Source organism: Kitasatospora sp. NPDC023385 (assembly GCF_055664045.1).
Genome location: NZ_JBVOOL010000006.1, coordinates 88,634 through 104,442, shown reverse-complemented (window position 1 = coordinate 104,442; position 15,809 = coordinate 88,634). Strand labels below are relative to the sequence as shown.

Genomic DNA, 15,809 nt, shown 5'->3' with positions numbered 1-15,809 from the left:
AAGCAGGCCAGGAGCACCCCCACGCCTGAGGTGCCAGAAGGCCGCCGCCTACAGCAGGGTGACCGCGTGCTGCTCGGCCAGCGGGACCGGTGGCGCGAAGGCCCGGACGTTCGTGCTTCGTGGACGGCTACGTCACCAGCCTTCGGACCAGAAGGTCGAGTAGGGGGACTTGTCCGGGGCGCCGCCGCGGTCGCCGGCTCCGCCGAACGTGATGCCGCGCCCGGCCAGGGCCCGGTAGCAGAGGTCCTGGCGGATGTTGCGCGAGGTGCCGCCGAAGCCGATGACCTCGTCTGGCCTGAGGGCTGTCGACGATGGTCTCCTCCGCGTGGATGACCGGTCGGCCGGCGGCGCCGTCGGCCTGGACGAACTTCTCGCCGGGGCGCAGCTGCCAGCCTGGCGGCGGGGTGCCGCCGCCCTCGATGGCGATCCGGTTGGTCCAGGTCTTGGTGACAGTGCTGTAGACGCCGATGACGGCGGTCGTGCCGCGGTCGTTCATCGGGGGCGGGCGCTGGGCCTGGAGTTCCTCGGCCCGGCTCCGGGCCGCTTTGGCGTCGTCCTCGGTGGGCCCGCGCTGGCCGGCCGTGCGCGCCGGTCGGGCCTGCGGTGTGTCCCGCAGCGCGGCGGCGGGCATGACCGGGGGACGCCGGTGTCGGGCGGGGCGGCGTTCCCGGTGGCGGCCGGGCAGGCCTGGACCGGTTCGACCTGATCGATGACGATCTTCTTGCCGTCGACGATGCCGCTTTTGTCTGCGGTGCGGGTTGGCGGCGGAGGGAACTCGATGCGGGCCGGTGGTGCGGAGGGTCGTGCCTGTCGAAGACGGCGGGCTCGTTCCACCGGCTCCCAGCGGTCGAGGCCGCCCGCGCCGGTCGACCATTTCCATAAACGATGAATATAAAAATGCTATGCTTCGAGCATGAGTCGTCAAGACACCGCCCCTGGCGCGTCCGCCGCCATCGGGGCAGCCCTCTACGGCCTGGCCACCAGGGGCGCGAGACGCCTGCCCCGGGACATGAGCCTGACGTCCGCCGCCACCCTGGCCACCCTGGACCGGACCGGCCCGCGGCGCATCACCGATCTGGCCGCGGTCGAGGGCGTCACCCAGCCGGCGATGACCGCCCTGGTCCGGGTGATGGAGGAGTCCGGTCTGGTCGAGCGGCGGGGCGACGCGTCCGACAAGCGGGTCACGCTGGTGTGCCTCACCGAGGCCGGCGCCTCCTATGTCCGGACGCGGCGCCAGGCGGGCGTCCACGCGTTCGAGCGGTTGATCGGCGAGCTCACCGGCGACGAGGTCGAGGCGCTGGTGGCGGCCCTTCCGGCGCTGCAGCATCTGGCAGAGCTCGAAAGCCAGGACCGCGAAGGGCCGAAGCAGTGACCGGGCAGCCGGTCGGCGGGGTCGCGGCGAAGGCATTCCCGGTGGAGCGTTCCGAGGCGCGGCTGCTGGTCCCCGCCCTGATGTTCATCGCTCTGGTCGTGGCGGCGGTCGGCAGCCTCGGGGCGCCGCTCATCACCAGCGTGGCGACCTCGTTCCACGTCTCGCTCGGCAGCGCGCAGTGGACACTGACCGTCGCGCTGCTCAGCGGCGCCGTCGCTACGCCGGTCCTGGGCCGGCTCGGAGCCGGCCCGCACCGGCGGGCCACGATCCTCGCCACGCTGGCGGTCGTCGTCGCCGGCAGCGCGCTCACCGTGCTGCCACTCCCGTTCGCGTGGCTGCTGGCCGGCAGGGCGGCCCAGGGCGTCGGGCTCGGGCTGACGGCGCTGATGATGGGCGTGGCCCGGGACCACCTCCCCGAGGAGCGCAGCGCGGCCGTGATCGCCCTGGTCTCGGTGGTCTCGATCATCGGGGCCGGCGTCGGCTACCCGCTGGCCGCACTGCTCGCCGAGCTCGGCGGGGTACGGGCCGCCTACGGCCTCGGCCTGGTCGTCACCGCCGCCGCCCTCCTGACCGCGTGGCGCTGTATGCCCGAAGCCCCCGAAGGCCGCTCCGCCCACGTGGACGTGGCAGGCGCGGTCGTCCTGGCCGCTGCGCTGCTCCTGGTGCTGTTCCTCGCCGGCGAACGGAATCTGTGGAGCCGGCACCTCGCCGTGGCGGCGGGCCTCGCCGTCATCGCGGTGGTGCTGTTCTGCGTCTGGGCCGTCATCGAGCTGCGCAAAACGACGCCCCTGGTCGATGTGCGGGCGGTGCGGCACCCGGCGGTCGCCGGCGCGAACCTCGCCATGTTCGTCGGCGGGATCGGCATGTACCTCCTGCTCACGCTCATCACCCGGTACGCGCAGACGCCGCACGGCGCCGGCTACGGCTTCGGGCTGACGACCTTCGTCGCCGGGCTGGTCCTCATCCCGTTCTCAGTGCTGGGGTTCGTCGCCGGCAAGCTCACGCCCCGGGTCCGGACGCGGATCGCCGACCCCCTGCTCCTGGCCGGCAGCGCCGTCGTGGTCGCCGGCGGGTTCGCCCTGTTCGCGGCGGCCCGGTCGGACCTGGCCGAACTGTTCGCGGCGATGGGCGTGCTCGGCTTCGGCGTCGGCGGCTTCTCGGCCGCGATGCCCGGCGTCATCCTGGCCGTCACCCCCAAGAGCGAGACGTCGAGCGCCATGAGCTTCAACTACGTCGTCCGCAGCGTCGGATACTCCCTGGGCAGCGCCATCGGCGGCCTGATCCTCGCCGCGGGCACCGACCCCGGCCAGCTCTTCCCCGACGACAGCGCCTACACCACCGCGGCGCTGGTCGGCATCGGCGCCATGGCGATCACGACGCTGACAAGCCTCGTTCTCGCCCGCCGACGCCCGTCCGGGACCAACCCGTAAGTCAGATGCACTCATCCGAGTCGGAAACACCGGAGGTTCCATGCCCAAGGGCTACTGGGTCAGCGTCTACCGCACCATTTCAGACCCTGAGAAGCTGGCCGCCTACAACGAACTGGCCGGTCCGGCCGTCCAGGCCGGGGGCGGTCGAACCTTCGCCCGTGGCGGTCGGGTCGCCGCATACGACGCCGGAATCGCCGAGCGCACCATCCTGATCGAGTTCGACAGCTTCGAACAGGCCGTCGCGGCACGCGAGAGTGCGGCCTACCAGGAGGCCCTGGCCGTCCTCTCCGACGGCGTCGAGCGCGACTTCCGCATCGTCGAAGGCATCGACTGACCGAGGTCCCGACAGCGCGGGCTGTCGCGGGCGAGCCGAGGGGCCCGGTGCGCGTGGTGTGCGCACCGGGCCCCTCGGCTTTGGACCCTGTTCGGCCCTGGACTCGGCTTGTGACGTCCGCGGGTCCTTCGCGGGTGGCCGATCGGCGGTTGCGGCCGATCAGTAGTTGTGGTGGACCTGCCAGTAGGCCCAGGCCTGGTTCGGGCTGCCGTAGCGGCTGTTCATGTAGTCGTAGGCCCACTTGATCTGGGTGGACGCGTTGGTCTTCCAGTCGGCGCCGGCGGAGGCCATCTTGTTGCCGGGCAGGGCCTGGCCCAGGCCGTAGGCGCCCGAGGAGGGGTTGGTCGCGGTGACGTTCCAGCCGCTCTCGTGGGAGATGATCTGGTCGAAGGAGGCGAGCTGGTCGGCGGGGACGATGCTCGCGGCCAGCTGCTGCGGCGTGGTGGCCGAGGCGGCGGTCGGGACGATGGCGGCGCCGATCGCGGCGATGCCGAGGGCGCTGGTGAGCAGGGCGGCGGACTTGCGCATGCGGGTGGAGATCACGGGCATGGGGGAGTTCGACCTCAATCGTGGGGGCGCCTGGCCCCGCGGCTCGGCGGGCCCGAGAGGGCCGGCGGGCGGGGGTCGGCACCGGGGTGGTCACGAATGGTGACCGCCGGGCGGGAGTTGCGGCAGCGGTACGAACCGCCGCCGCAGCTGGCGACTGAGCCATTGTTAGCGGGGTCGGGGCCCGGCTCCAAGGGGTGCCCGCTACGACGCGGCGTCGTAGCGGAGCCGGGCGAACGCGCTCGTCGGACGCGGGACGGTTCCCGTCGCCCGGGGAGTCAAACCTGGAAAAGCGCGGACTTTTGTGCCCATTTGCACCCGTTTGGTCTGCGGAAACGCGGGGGGAACAGCCCTCAGGCACGGGAGCGCGGCAGCGCCGCCGATCAGCCGGGTGACTGCGGGACGCGGGACCGGGAACGACCTACTAGGAAGGGTCGCAGGCACGCTGAGCGCGTGAGAACCGTCACGAGCCACCCCGTTCCGACACCCCCCTCAAGGGGATCCAGCTCACACCGCGATGACTTTCCGTAACGAACCCGGTCCACCGGAACGTCATCGGTACGGGCGCCGGGTTGTGGGCCACCGTCATGACTACGGGACCTGCGGCAGCTGGGCCGACGGTCTCGGTGACGCCCTGGTCGACCACTGACCGCCGCCGCACCGCCCAGCCGCCGATCCCTGACACCTTCGGCGGCCGGGCCTCGGCGTCGGCTACGCCGGCTCGCGGGCGTCGACCTCCTGATAAGCGGCCGCGACGGCGAGCATCCAGACGATTTCCTCGCGGGGGGTGCGGCCGCCGACGGTGGCATCGAGGAAGGCGGGCACAGCCGGAGCGGGCAGGTTGCACGCCCGTGCCGGACGGCTGCGCGCAGCCAGCGGGCCTGGGTGTGCGCCAGAGGTCGTCGCGTGCACCAGGGGGCCCGGGGTGTAGCGGGGATCCCACCGCCCTTGGCGGGGCGTGGTGGTAGTCAGTGCTCCCGTCAGCGCGGGTGCGGCCTCGGTGAACGCCGGACGGGGACGGGGTGGCCCTCGGCGGTGTGCGCAACCCGTCGAACCACCTGATGATCATCCCCAACGGCCGCCTCGCGCGGACGAACATGACGAACTACTCCCAGTCCGTGCCGCGCCAGTGGGGCGCGTCGTCCGAGTCGGCGGCGGACCGGCGGCGGTAGCCCGGGGTCGGGCCAGGGCGACGCTGCGCAGCGGGCCGGGTGTGCTGCGCAGCCCGCCACCGTGGTCGACGTCGGCCACGGTGGCGGGCTGGCCGGTGCGCGCGCACCGGATTTGAGCGGTCTGCCTGCGGCCGCGCAGGGTCAGCGGGGTGCTCGCGTTGCCCGGGCGGCGGCGACCCGCTTGAGCAGGGCGGTGCGTTGCGTGTCCTCGGACCGTGCGGTCGGGGCGAGCCGGGTGGCCAGTGCGCGTGCGGTGGGGTGCTCGAAGACGACGTTCGACGGCACCTGCCGGTCGAGGCGCTTGGCGAGCCGGGCGCACAGGGCCAGGACGGCCATGGAGTCGGCGCCGTGGTGGAAGACGTTGTCGTGGGGGCCCAGCCGTGCTGCCAGGACGTCTGCGAGGACGTCGAGGACCACTGCCTCGGTGGGCGTCCTGGCGCGCTCGGCGGCGGGCCGGGGCCCCGTCGCGCTCTGCCCGCAGCCCTGCATCTCCCGGGCCAGCGCGCCCGTGTCGACCTTGCCGTTGACCGTGAGCGGCAGGTGCCGGTACACGCCCACCCGTGCGGGCACGAGGTAGCCGGGCAGCCGCCCGCCGAGCCAGTCGCGCAGTTCCTCGGGCGTCGCGACGCGGCCGGCCGCGGTTTCGACGGCCACCGTTTCGACGGCCACCGTTTCGACGGCGGCCGCGAGTTGGCGGCCGGTGGGCGAGTCCACGGCGAAGACGACGGCGTGGCGCACGGCGGGGTGGGCGGCGAGGGCGGTCTCGACCTCGCCGGCCTCGATCCGGAAGCCGCGGATCTTCAGCTGCTTGTCCCGGCGGCCGAGGTACTCCAGGGTGCCGTCCGGCAGCACCCGCCCGTAGTCCCCGGTGCGGTACACGCGCTCACCGGGCGCCCAGGGGTGGGCGGGGAAGCGCCGCTCGGTCAGGTCCGGGTCGTTGAGGTAGCCGACGGCCAGGCCCGGGCCGCCGACGACGATCTCGCCGACGGCTCCGACGGGCAGCGGCCGGAGCCGTTCGTCCGTCACATGCGCCGTGGACCCGTCGATCGCGCGGCCGATCGGCACCGACCGGCCGGTGACGGGATCCCGGTCCAGCCGGTGGCAGCAGGAGAACGTCGTGTTCTCGGTCGGGCCGTAGCCGTTCACCAGGATGTCGCGCGGCACGGAGCGGGCCGCCTCGGCGAACAGCTCGGGCGGTACGGCCTCGCCACCGACCAGCAGGTGGCGCATGCCGGCGAGGGCGGCCGGCGCGGCCTCCACCATCCGGGCGAAGAGGGTGACGGTGAAGAAGCCGGTGGTGATCCGGTGGCGTTCGACGGCCCGGCACAGCAGCAGCGGATCCTCGAGCTCCCGGGCCGTCGGAACGACGACCGTCCCGCCGTTGGCCAGTGCGCCCCACACCTCGAGGGTCGCCGCGTCGAAGGACGAGTTGGCCACGAGGAGGGTGCGGTCCTGCGGCCCCAGCGGCAGCGTGGTGCTGTCGTGGACGAGCCGGACGACGGCGTGGTGCGGGACGCCGACGAGCTTGGGGACGCCGCTGGTGCCGGAGGTCGGCATCACGTAGGCCAGCGAGTCGTGCGCGGGCTGCCGGTCCGGTCGGGGTCCGTGCCCGGCGGAGCAGTCGGTGGAACTGTCGGCGGAACCGTCGACGGAGCCGTCGCCCACGCGGTCGACCAGGACGGCCGACATGCCGTCGGGCAGTGCGGCGGAGTCGATCAGGCCGCTGCGGGTCAGCACGACCCGGGCGCCGGACTGGCGGGCGAGGTCGGCCAGCCGGGTGGGCGCGTGCTCGGGCGCCAGCGGGAGGTAGCAGGAGCCCGCCTTGAGTACGGCCAGCAGGCCCGCGACGAGGTCCGCCGACTTCTCCAGCACCACCACGACCGGGTGCCGCTGGTCCGCGTCGGCGCCGAGTGCGGCCGCGATGGCCGCTGCCCGGGCCACCAGGTGCGCGTAGTCGAGGTGATGGTCCCCGTCGATGACCGCGGTGGCGTGCGGGTCGCGGGCGGCGTGGCCGTCGACGAGTGCGGTGAGGGTCTCGCGCGGGGCCGGCGGCGGCAGCGGCCGGCCCGGTCCGCCGAGGACCGTCCGCTCCTCGGCGCGGCCCATCGCGGGCAGTTCGCCCAGGGGCAGCCCGGGGCTCTGGGCGAGCGCCGCGAGGAACGCCGCGAATCCCTCGGCCAGCCGCTCGCGGGTGCCCTCCAGGAACTGCGCCGGGTCGCACAGCCAGCGCAGCCGGATCCGTTCGCCGTCCTCGACGAACAGCGCGAGGTCGTACACGGCGTTGCTCGGGATCGACGGCCAGGGGCCGAAGGTGAGCCCCGCGGCGGTGCGCGGGCCCGCGGGTGCGATGTGCTGCGCGACGACGACCCGCGCCGGCCCGGGGGTGCCGCCGGTGAAGCCGAGCGGCTGGATGACGTCCTCGAACGGCAGCGCCGCGTGGTCGAGCGCCTCGCCGGCCAGGGCGGCCACGGCACGCAGGTACGCGGGGAACGGCTCGTCCTCCCGGACGCGGTCGCGCAGCGGCACGAGGTTGACGAAGTAGCCGATGGCGCTGTGCGCGTCGAAGGTGTCACGGGTGGACGCCGCGATGCTCACCGTGTTGTCCGGGCCGAGGCCGCGCAGGTGCAGGTACGCCTTGAGGGCGGCGACGACCGCGGTGAAGCGGGTGGTGCCGGCCGCGGCCGCGAGCGTGCTCAGGGCCGCGCAGGCGGTGGCGTCCAGGTCCTGCTCCAGCACACCGGTGCGGCGCGCGGGCACGGGCCCGGCGGCGAAGGGCTCCGGCAGGAGCATCGTGTCGGTGAAACCGTCCAGCGCCCCGGCCCAGTACCGGCGCAACTGCTCGCCCTGCGGCCCGGCGAGCAGGCGCCGCTGCGCCTCGGCGGCATCGGCGGGGTGGGCGCCGGGGGCGAGGGCGGGCTCCGCGTCGGGGTCGTGGTAGGCCTCGGCCAGGTGGGCCTCGAAGAGCTCCGCCGACCAGCCGTCGAACACCAGGTGGTCGGCCGCGAGGACGAGCACCGCGGTGTCGGGCGCGGTCACCAGCTCGGTGTGCCAGCAGCGTCGGGAGACGTCGAACCGGTGGCGCAGCCAGTGGTCGATCCGGGCCTGGACCTCGTCCCGGTCGGCCGCCGCACGGACGTCGAACGGGGTGCGGTCCGCGTCGGGCGCGGGCCGGACGATCTGGACCGGCCGCCCGTCGTCGTCGACGGCGAAGACGGTGCGCAGCGCCTCGTGCCGGGCGGCGACCCGGGCCACGGCCCGCCGCAGGCGGTCGTGGTCGCAGGGGCCCTCCAGCCGGACGGCGTGCACGACGGTGGTGTCGGAGCTGTCCGGGTGCAGCTCGCGCCAGGCCCACAGCCCCTCCTGGGTGCGGGCGGCGCCCCTGCGGCCCAGGCGCGCGGTCCCGTCCGGCAGGACGGGCCCGCCGGCCGGCCGCGCGGTGGCCAGCCTTCGCGCGAGGCCGCGCACCGTCCCGGCGGCCAGGGTGTCCGTCGCGCCCACGTCCAGGCCGTGCCGGCGCAGCCGGGACGCGATGTGCATGGCCGCCAGCGAGCTGCCGCCGACGGCCGGGAAGCGGTCCGTCACACCCAGCCAGGGGGTGTCGAGGACTTCCCGCCAGACGTCGAGGATCAGCTGCTCGTGCTCGCCCTCGGCGGCCGTGACCGGCCCGAGGCCGGCGGGCCGCGAGCGGTCGGCGAGCAGGGCGGCGGTGTCGACCTTGCCGTTCGAGGTGAGCGGGAAGGCCGCGGCCAGGACGATCCGGGTGGGGCGGGCGGCGGCCGGCAGCCGTTCGGCGGCCCAGGCGCCCAACTCCTCGGCGAGGCCGGGGGCGTGCGGGTCCGGGACCTCCGCCGCGGCCGCGAGCCGCGGGCCGACGGGGGTGGTGGTGACGATCGCCAGGGCGCGGCGCACCAGGGGGTGCGCGCCGAGCACGGCCTCGGTCTCGCCGAGTTCGACCCGGACGCCGTCGATCTTGAGCTGGCTGTCGCGGCGGCCGGCGAACTCCAGGGCCCCGCCGGGCAGCAGCCTGCCGTAGTCCCCGGTCAGGTAGGCGCGTTCGCCGGAGTCGGGCAGCCGGACGAAGGCGGCCGCGGTCTGCTCCGGCGCGTCCAGGTAGCCGCGGGCCAGGCCGACGCCGGTCAGGACGATCTGGCCGACCTCGCCGGCGGGCACCGGGCGCAGGCCGTCGTCGAGCAGGTGGACGGCCGTGCCGGCGACCGCCCGGCCGATGGGCGTGCGGCGCCAGGGGTCCTCGACCCCGTCGAACAGGTGCATCGTCGCGACGACGGTGGACTCGGTCGGCCCGTAGCCGTTGATCAGGCGCAGCCCGGGCACGGCCGCGACCAGCCGGCCGAGCAGCCGCTGGGGCAGCGGCTCGACCCCGACCAGCACGCGGTCCAGTACGCAGCTCCGGTCGCCGCGGGCGGCCCGCTGCTCGGCGGTCTCCACCAGCTCGGCCAGCAGGCCGGCGGGCAGGTAGGCGTGGTTGACCCGCCGCTCGCACAGTTCGTCCCACAGCCGTGCCGGGTCGCGCACCACCTCGTCGTCGGGGACGTGGACGGTGCCGCCGTTCACGAGGATGTTGAACACCTCCCAGACGGTCACGTCGAAACCGGGGCCGGCGACCATGGTCCCGACCGGCCGGTTCAGGCAGGGCGCCAACTCCTCCACCGCCTGCACCATGTTGAGCACCGAGTGCTGCTCGATCTGCACGCCCTTGGGGGTGCCGGTGGAGCCGGAGGTGAAGAGCACGTAGGCGAGGTCGGACGGGCTCGCCGCGGCGGGCCCGGCGGTGGCCGGCCCGTCGGCCGTCGCGTCGAGCGGGACGAGCGGACAGTCGAGGCCGCCGGGCGTCGCGCCCGGGTCGGCCTCCACGACGGCGGCCGGGCGCAGCCGGTCGAGCAGCGCGGCGCGGCGCCCGGCCGGGAACGCCGTGTCGACGACGCAGTAGGCGGCGCCCGCGTACAGGACGCCGAGGAGGCCGAGCACGGTTTCGGCGCGGCGGCCGCCGACCACGGCGACGCGGTCGCGCGGCCGGACCCCGGCTTCCCGCAGCGCCCAGGCCAGTTGCCGGGCCCTGCGGTCCAGGTCGGCCCAGGTCCACCGGCGCGAACGGTCGGTGAGTGCCGGGTGGTCGGGGGCCTCGGCGGCCCGGGCGGCGAGGACGGCGGCCAGCGTGCCGGGGGTGGTGGTGGTCATGGCGTGCCTCACGAGACGGAAGAGGTCTGGGCGGGGGCGGGGGCGGCGGTCCGCCCGGTCAGGGCGAAGCGACGGGCGAAGCGGTTGCCGTCCGCGGTCCGCGGGGTCTGCGGCGCGGGCAGCGGTTCGTCGTCCCGGCCTTCGGCGAGCGCGGTCAGCAGCGCGGCCAGCCGCTCGGTGAAGCGTTCGACGGTGGCGCGCAGGTACCGGGCGGGCGGGTAGAGGAGGTGGATGGTCAGCCCGTCCGGGTGGGGCAGGAACTCGATGCAGAGGTCGAACTTGACCGCGGCGGGCGGCGGCAGCCGCAGCGAGGTGACCTCGTCCGCGCCGGCGGGGAGCTGTTCACCGTCGAACATCGTGACGACGACGGAGAAGAGCGGATTGCGCTGCTCCTGGCCGCCGAGTCCGGAGCGGTTCACCACGTCCTGGTAGGGGGTCGAGGCGTGTTCGAGGGCGCCGAGGAAGACCTCGCGGACGTGGCCGACGGCGTCGCGCAGCCGTCCGCCCGCGGCGTACGGCCGCAGCCGCAGCACCACCGGGTCCACGAACATGCCGACGACCGACTCGAATTCGGGCAGCGCGCGGTTGGCGAGGTTCGACCCGACGACGACCTCGGGCCGGCCCGACCACTGCGCCAGGGCCACCGCGGCGGCGGTGAGCGCGAGCGCGTACAGCGTGGTGCCCTGCTCGCTCGCGGCCTGGCGCAGCCGCCGGGTCAGCCGCGCGGGCAGCAGCCGGCGCAGCACGGCGGCCTCGCCGGGCACGCCGTCGGCCGCGGTGTCGGCGACGGGGGCGGACGGGTCGAGTCCGCCGATGACGTCCTGCCAGTAGGCGAGGTCGCGTTCGCGCACGTCGGCGGGGAGCGACCGCTCCCAGCCGACGAAGTCGCTGTAGTCCGCCGGCGGGAGCGCGAGCCGCTCCGGCGCCGTCCCGCCGGCCAGGGCGACCAGGTCGCGCCGCAGGACGTCCACCGACCAGGCGTCCATGGTGACGTGGTGACACACCAGCAGGACCCGCGTGGCCGCGGGCTCGGTGGCGATCAGGACCCGGACGGCGTGGTGCTCGAGGTCGAACGGCCGGCGGACGAACGGCAGCGCCGCGCGCTGGAACGCCGCCTCGAGCTCCGCCTCGCCGGCGGCCGTGCCGCCCAGGTCGACGGTCTCGACGGGCACCTGCCCCACCGGGGCCGTGACGCGGCGCGGGGCGCCGTCGGGCCCGGGCACGTACCGGGTGCGCAGTTCGGTGTGCCGCCGCAGCAGGGCGGCCACGGCCGCGCGGGCGCCGGCCTCGTCCAGCCGTGGCAGCCGCCAGCCGAACGGGACGTTGTAGTGGTTCGATTCGGGGTCGAACTGCCAGAGGTACCAGAGGCGTTGCTGCATGGTGGAGAGCGCGTCCGAGGGCTCGGCGGCGAGGGCGGCGGGGCCCGTCGCGGCCGGGCCGCACGGGTCGGGACCGTCGCCGTCGGCGCACACCTCGGCCAGCGCGCCGAGCGTGCTCGCGCGCAGCATCTCGGCCAGTGACGCCCTGGTGCCCAGGCCGGCGCGCAGCCGCGCGGCGATCTGCATCATCTGCAGCGAGTCGACGCCGAGGCCGGCGAGTCCCTGCGCCGGGTCGGTGCACGCCTGACCGGTGACCTCGGCCACGGCCGCGGCCACCGCGGCGAGCACGGATCCGCCGCCGAGGGCGGCGGCCGTCCCGGCCGCGCCGCCGACCTCGGCCAGCGCGGCGGCGACCCTGCGGCGCCGCGCCGCGAGGTCTCCGGCGGCGGCGACCAGCACCGGAGCGCTGGAGCGCAGCGCCCGGCGCAGCAGTCGGACCCCCGCGTCGGTTCCCAGCGCGTCGGGCCGTGACGCGCCGTCGGCGCTCCAGCCGTCCCAGCGCACGCTGCGCCACACCGGCCCCCGCGCGGGCCGCGGGCGGGCCGCCAGGGCGTCCAGGTACGCGTTGCCCGCCGCGTACGCCCCGAACCGGAATCCGCCGAGGACGGTGGAGATCGACGAGTACAGGAGGACGAAGTCGCAGTCCGTGTCACGGAGTGCCTCGGTGAGGACCGCCGCGCCCTGGACCTTCGCGGCGGTGATGGCGAGCGCCTCCTCCGGGCCGGTCTCGGTCAGCTCGCGGAACTCGCCGGTGTCCGTGTGCCCGGCGAGGTGCAGCACCCCGTCCAGCCGTCCGTACCGGGCGACGAGCCCGGCGACGGCGGCCCGCACGGCGGCCGCGTCGGTGACGTCCAGCACGAGTTCCTCGACCGTGGATCCCAGCGCGGCCACCCGGGCCAGGGTCGCCGCCTGCTCGGGCGGGGCCGGCCGGCCCGCCGTGCGGCCGGCGAGGACCAGTGCGCAGGGGGCCTCCTCGCTCAGCGCCCGGGCGGCGGCGGCGCCGATCCGGCCGTTGCCGCCGAGCAGCAGGTAGACGCCGCCGCGCCGGACCGGTGTGGGCCGGTCGGCCGGGGCGGGTTCGTAGCGCACGGTGTAGCGCAGGCCGGCGCGCAGGGCCACGTCCTGCGGGTCCGGGTCGAGGATCTCCGCCACGAGCGCGTCGAGGTCGGCGGCCTCGGGGCCGCCGCCCGGCGACGGGTCCAGGTCGACCAGGTGCGCGGAGACACCGGGCAGGTCGTGCGGCGCGCAGCGGACCAGGCCGAGGACGGCCGCGGCGGACGCGTCCGGCCGCTCGTCCGCGGCCACCGGGAGCAGGCCCCGGGTGACGACGTGCACCGCGCGCACCGCGGTGCCGTGGGCGGCGAGTGCGCGGGCCGGGGCGAGCAGGCCGCGGTCCAGCCAGCGGGCCAGGGCCTCGGGATCGCCCGGTTCGGCCGAGTGGTCCGGGCCCGGCGGCAGGCCGCCGGCGAGCGTGAGGTCGACGACGTGCCGGGCCGGGACGCGCGGGGAGGCACCGGGGGCGAGCAGCTCGACCTGGTGGCCGGCCCGCTCGAGCCGGGCCGCGAGCCCGGCGGCCAGGGAGGACGGCGACCGGTCGGCGGCGGGCGCGATCAGCGCGACGCGCAGCGGCTCGGCCGGCCCGGTGACGGCGCCGCGCGGAGAGATCCGCGCGACCGGCGTGGTCAGCTCCTCGGGCCCGTCGTCCCCCGCGACGGCGGGGGTTGCGGCGCGCTCGTGCCGCCAGAAGCGCTGCGCGGCGAAGGGATAGCCGGGGAGCCGGACGAAGGGGCGGTCGGCGGTCTGGTTCAGCGCGTCCCAGTCGACCGGGGTGCCGACGGCCCACAGGCGGCCGAGCGCGGTGGCGAGCGCCTCGAAGCCGTCGCCGGGGCCGGCCGAGACGGCCACGGCGAGTTCGGCCGTGCGGCCGCTGCTCTGCGCGGTGGCGCGGGAGACGAGTGCGGTGAGCGCGGTGCCGGGGCCGAGTTCGCAGAAGCGCAGCCGCTCGGCCTCCAGCAGGCACACCGCGGCGGAGGCGAACCGGATGGGCTCGCGCAGATGGCGCACCCAGTAGTCGGGGTCCGCCCATTCGTGCGGCTCGGCCCACCCTCCGGTCAGGGTGGAGGGCATCGCGCCGCGGGCCGGCTCCGGGGCGGCGGCGACGACGGCCCGGCGGTAGGCGTCCAGGACCGGGTCCATCAGCGGCGAGTGGAAGGCGATGGCGCCGGGCAGGACCCGGCAGGGGATCGCGCGTTCGGTCAGCGCCCGCCGGGCGTCCTCGACTTCCGCGACGCCGCCGGAGAGCACCACGCGGTCGCCCGCGTTGTGCCCGGCCAGCGCCAGGCGGGCGCCGAGCAGCCCGGCCACGTCCTGCGGCGCGCACTCGGCGGTGAGCATCGAGCCCGGCTCGCAGCCGCGCATCAGGGTGTCCCGGGTGTGCAGCAGGCGCATCACCGCGGCGCGCTCGAAGACCCCGGACAGGTGGGCCGCGGCGTACTCGCCGAGGCTGCTGCCGACGTAGGTGTCGGCGTGCACGCCGAGGTGTTCGAGCAGCCGGGCGTAGGCGATCTCCACGGCCACCAGCGCCGGCTGGTACGGGTTGCCGGGGGTCGCCGGGCCGTCCCCGTGTCCGAGGAGTTGCTCCAGCAGCGCGGGCCCGGTCCGGTCCAGGGCCTCGGCGCACCGGTCGATCTCGGCGCGGAAGACGGGGTGGGCCCGGTAGAGGTCGGCGGCGTGCCCGGTGGCCCGGCCGGCCTGCCCGGGGAAGCTGAACACCAGCGGGCCGTCGCCGCTGTGCCGGTCCGTGGGCGGCTGGACCGAGCGCAGCGACGTCCGGGCCTGCCCGGCGTCGGAGGCGACCAGCACCGCCCGGGCGCCGGTGTGGGCGAACCGCCCCCGGGCCAGGGTGTGCGCGGTGTCGGCGAGGTCCGCGGCCGCGAGGCCGGGGCTCTCGGCGAGTGCCCGGGCGTGGCGTTCGAGCCCGTCCGGGTCGGTGGCGGACAGCGGCAGGGCGAGGGGCCGGCCGGCCCGGTCGGCCGCAGCGGCGGAGCGCGGGGCGAAGCTCTCCACGATGGCGTGGGCGTTGGTGCCGCCGACTCCGAAGGAGCTGACCGCGGCGCGGCGCACCGGCTCGGTCCACTCCTCGGCGGCCCGCGGGATGCGGAACGGCGAGGCGGCCAGGTCGAGATCGGGGTTGGCGGCCTCGTGGCCGGCCAGTGGGGGGCGGCGCCCGTCGCGGACCGCGCACACCGCCTTGATCAGCCCGGCGACGCCGGCCGCGCGGTCGAGGTGGCCGAAGTTGGCCTTGAGCGAGCCCAGGGCGCAGAAGCCGGTGCGGTCGGTGAACAGCGCGTACGCCTGCCGAGCCGCCTCGATCTCGATCGGGTCGCCCAGCCGGGTGCCGGTGCCGTGCGCCTCGAAGTACCCGATGGTCTCGGCCGGCACGTCGGCCAGCGCGAGCGCGGTGGCGATCAGTTCGGCCTGTCCCTGGACGTTGGGGGCCATGAAGCTGCTCTTGGCGCGGCCGTCGTTGTTGGTCGCGGTGGCCCGGATCACGGCGTGCACGGTGCGGCCCTGCGCCAGTGCGTCGCCGAGCCGCTGCAGCACCACGGCCCCGGCGCCGTTCGCGGGCACGGTGCCGTTGGCCGCGGCGCCGAAGGGGCGGCAACGCCCGTCCGGGGAGGCGATCATGCCCTCCTGGAAGGCGTAGCCGAGGTCCTGGTCCGGATCGAGCGAGACGCCGCCGGCCAACGCCACGTCGGTCAGGCCGCCGCGCAGGCTCTGCACCGCCAGGTGCACGGCGACCAGCGAGGAGGAACAGGCGGTCTGCACGTTGACCGCCTCGCCGCGCAGGTCGAGCAGGTAGGCGACGCGGGTGGCCAGGAAGTCGGGGCTGTTGGCGATCATGCGCCGGTAGCGTTCGTTCTCGTCGAGCCCGTCCACCGGCCCGGCGATCCGGTAGCGGCTCGGCGCGGCCGCCGCGTACACCGAGACGGTCCGATCGGGCTCGCCGGGGACGACGGCGGCCTCCTCGAGCGCGTGCCAGGCCACCTCGAGGAACACGCGGTGCTGCGGGTCGAGCAACTGCGCCTCGTGCGGGGTGAGTCCGAAGAAGGCGGCGTCGAACCGGTCCGGGTCCGCCAGCAGTCCACCGGCCGGCACCCGTGGCCCGGGCTCGCCGCCGGGCTCCCAGCGGGTCACCCGGTCCTCGCCGTCGAGGCAGTGCCGCCAGAACTCGGCGAGGTCGGCCGAGCCGGGAAAGCGGCCGGCCATGCCGACCACGGCGATGTCCGAGTCCTGGTGGGGCCCGTGGCCGAGGTCGGGTTCCGGCCGGTGGTCGGAGGGGGTCAGCGACATGATGGGGTGGCTCCTGGGTTCTGCCGG

General features: G+C 75.7%; 8 protein-coding genes. 5 read left to right on the top strand and 3 right to left on the bottom strand.

The window, feature by feature from the left end:
* Window positions 1-253 precede the first annotated feature (253 nt).
* From AC0B61_RS11955 to AC0B61_RS11940, 4 genes are all read left to right on the top strand, one after another.
* Window positions 254-706: a hypothetical protein gene (locus AC0B61_RS11955; RefSeq protein ID WP_471740515.1), complete on the top strand. Its 453-nt coding sequence runs from the start codon at window positions 254-256 to the stop codon at window positions 704-706.
* 303 nt (window positions 707-1,009) lie between these two features.
* Window positions 1,010-1,372: a MarR family winged helix-turn-helix transcriptional regulator gene (locus AC0B61_RS11950; RefSeq protein WP_359015572.1), complete on the top strand. Its 363-nt coding sequence runs from the start codon at window positions 1,010-1,012 to the stop codon at window positions 1,370-1,372.
* Window positions 1,369-2,802, top strand: a complete 1,434-nt coding sequence (locus AC0B61_RS11945) for an MFS transporter (RefSeq protein ID WP_471740514.1) — start codon at window positions 1,369-1,371, stop codon at window positions 2,800-2,802. Before AC0B61_RS11950 ends, AC0B61_RS11945 begins: the two co-directional genes overlap by 4 nt.
* Window positions 2,803-2,842: 40 nt before the next feature.
* A complete protein-coding gene (locus AC0B61_RS11940; RefSeq protein ID WP_471740513.1) occupies window positions 2,843-3,136 on the top strand; it encodes a DUF1330 domain-containing protein in 294 nt (97 codons plus the stop codon).
* Between the two features lie 159 nt (window positions 3,137-3,295).
* Here AC0B61_RS11940 and AC0B61_RS11935 read toward each other — a convergent pair whose 3' ends face one another.
* Window positions 3,296-3,685, bottom strand: coding sequence for an aggregation-promoting factor C-terminal-like domain-containing protein (locus AC0B61_RS11935; protein ID WP_471740512.1), 390 nt, complete (start codon window positions 3,683-3,685; stop codon window positions 3,296-3,298).
* A gap of 1,034 nt (window positions 3,686-4,719) precedes the next feature.
* On the opposite strand from AC0B61_RS11935, the gene AC0B61_RS11930 reads away from it, so the two are divergent.
* Complete coding sequence (locus AC0B61_RS11930; protein WP_471740511.1) at window positions 4,720-4,854, top strand: hypothetical protein; 135 nt, start codon at window positions 4,720-4,722, stop codon at window positions 4,852-4,854.
* A 141-nt stretch (window positions 4,855-4,995) separates the two neighbouring features.
* Here the strand turns inward: AC0B61_RS11930 and AC0B61_RS11925 are convergent, their stop codons facing one another.
* Together AC0B61_RS11925 and AC0B61_RS11920 are read right to left on the bottom strand one after the other, a co-directional pair.
* Window positions 4,996-10,050 carry an amino acid adenylation domain-containing protein gene (locus tag AC0B61_RS11925; RefSeq protein ID WP_471740510.1) on the bottom strand — a complete coding sequence of 1,685 codons (5,055 nt, stop codon included), beginning with the start codon at window positions 10,048-10,050 and terminating at the stop codon, window positions 4,996-4,998.
* A gap of 8 nt (window positions 10,051-10,058) precedes the next feature.
* Complete coding sequence (locus AC0B61_RS11920) at window positions 10,059-15,782, bottom strand: SDR family oxidoreductase (RefSeq protein WP_471740509.1); 5,724 nt, start codon at window positions 15,780-15,782, stop codon at window positions 10,059-10,061.
* Window positions 15,783-15,809 lie beyond the last annotated feature (27 nt).

What these genes read in the sequence shown, in the direction of transcription:
- AC0B61_RS11955 (WP_471740515.1), top strand. Translation starts at nt 254, where the DNA reads ATGTTGCGCGAGGTGCCGCCGAAGCCGATGACCTCGTCTGGCCTGAGG.
- AC0B61_RS11950 (WP_359015572.1), top strand. Translation starts at nt 1,010, where the DNA reads ATGAGCCTGACGTCCGCCGCCACCCTGGCCACCCTGGACCGGACCGGC.
- AC0B61_RS11940 (WP_471740513.1), top strand. Translation starts at nt 2,843, where the DNA reads ATGCCCAAGGGCTACTGGGTCAGCGTCTACCGCACCATTTCAGACCCT.
- AC0B61_RS11935 (WP_471740512.1), bottom strand. Translation starts at nt 3,685, where the DNA reads ATGCCCGTGATCTCCACCCGCATGCGCAAGTCCGCCGCCCTGCTCACC.
- AC0B61_RS11925 (WP_471740510.1), bottom strand. Translation starts at nt 10,050, where the DNA reads ATGACCACCACCACCCCCGGCACGCTGGCCGCCGTCCTCGCCGCCCGG.
- AC0B61_RS11920 (WP_471740509.1), bottom strand. Translation starts at nt 15,782, where the DNA reads ATGTCGCTGACCCCCTCCGACCACCGGCCGGAACCCGACCTCGGCCAC.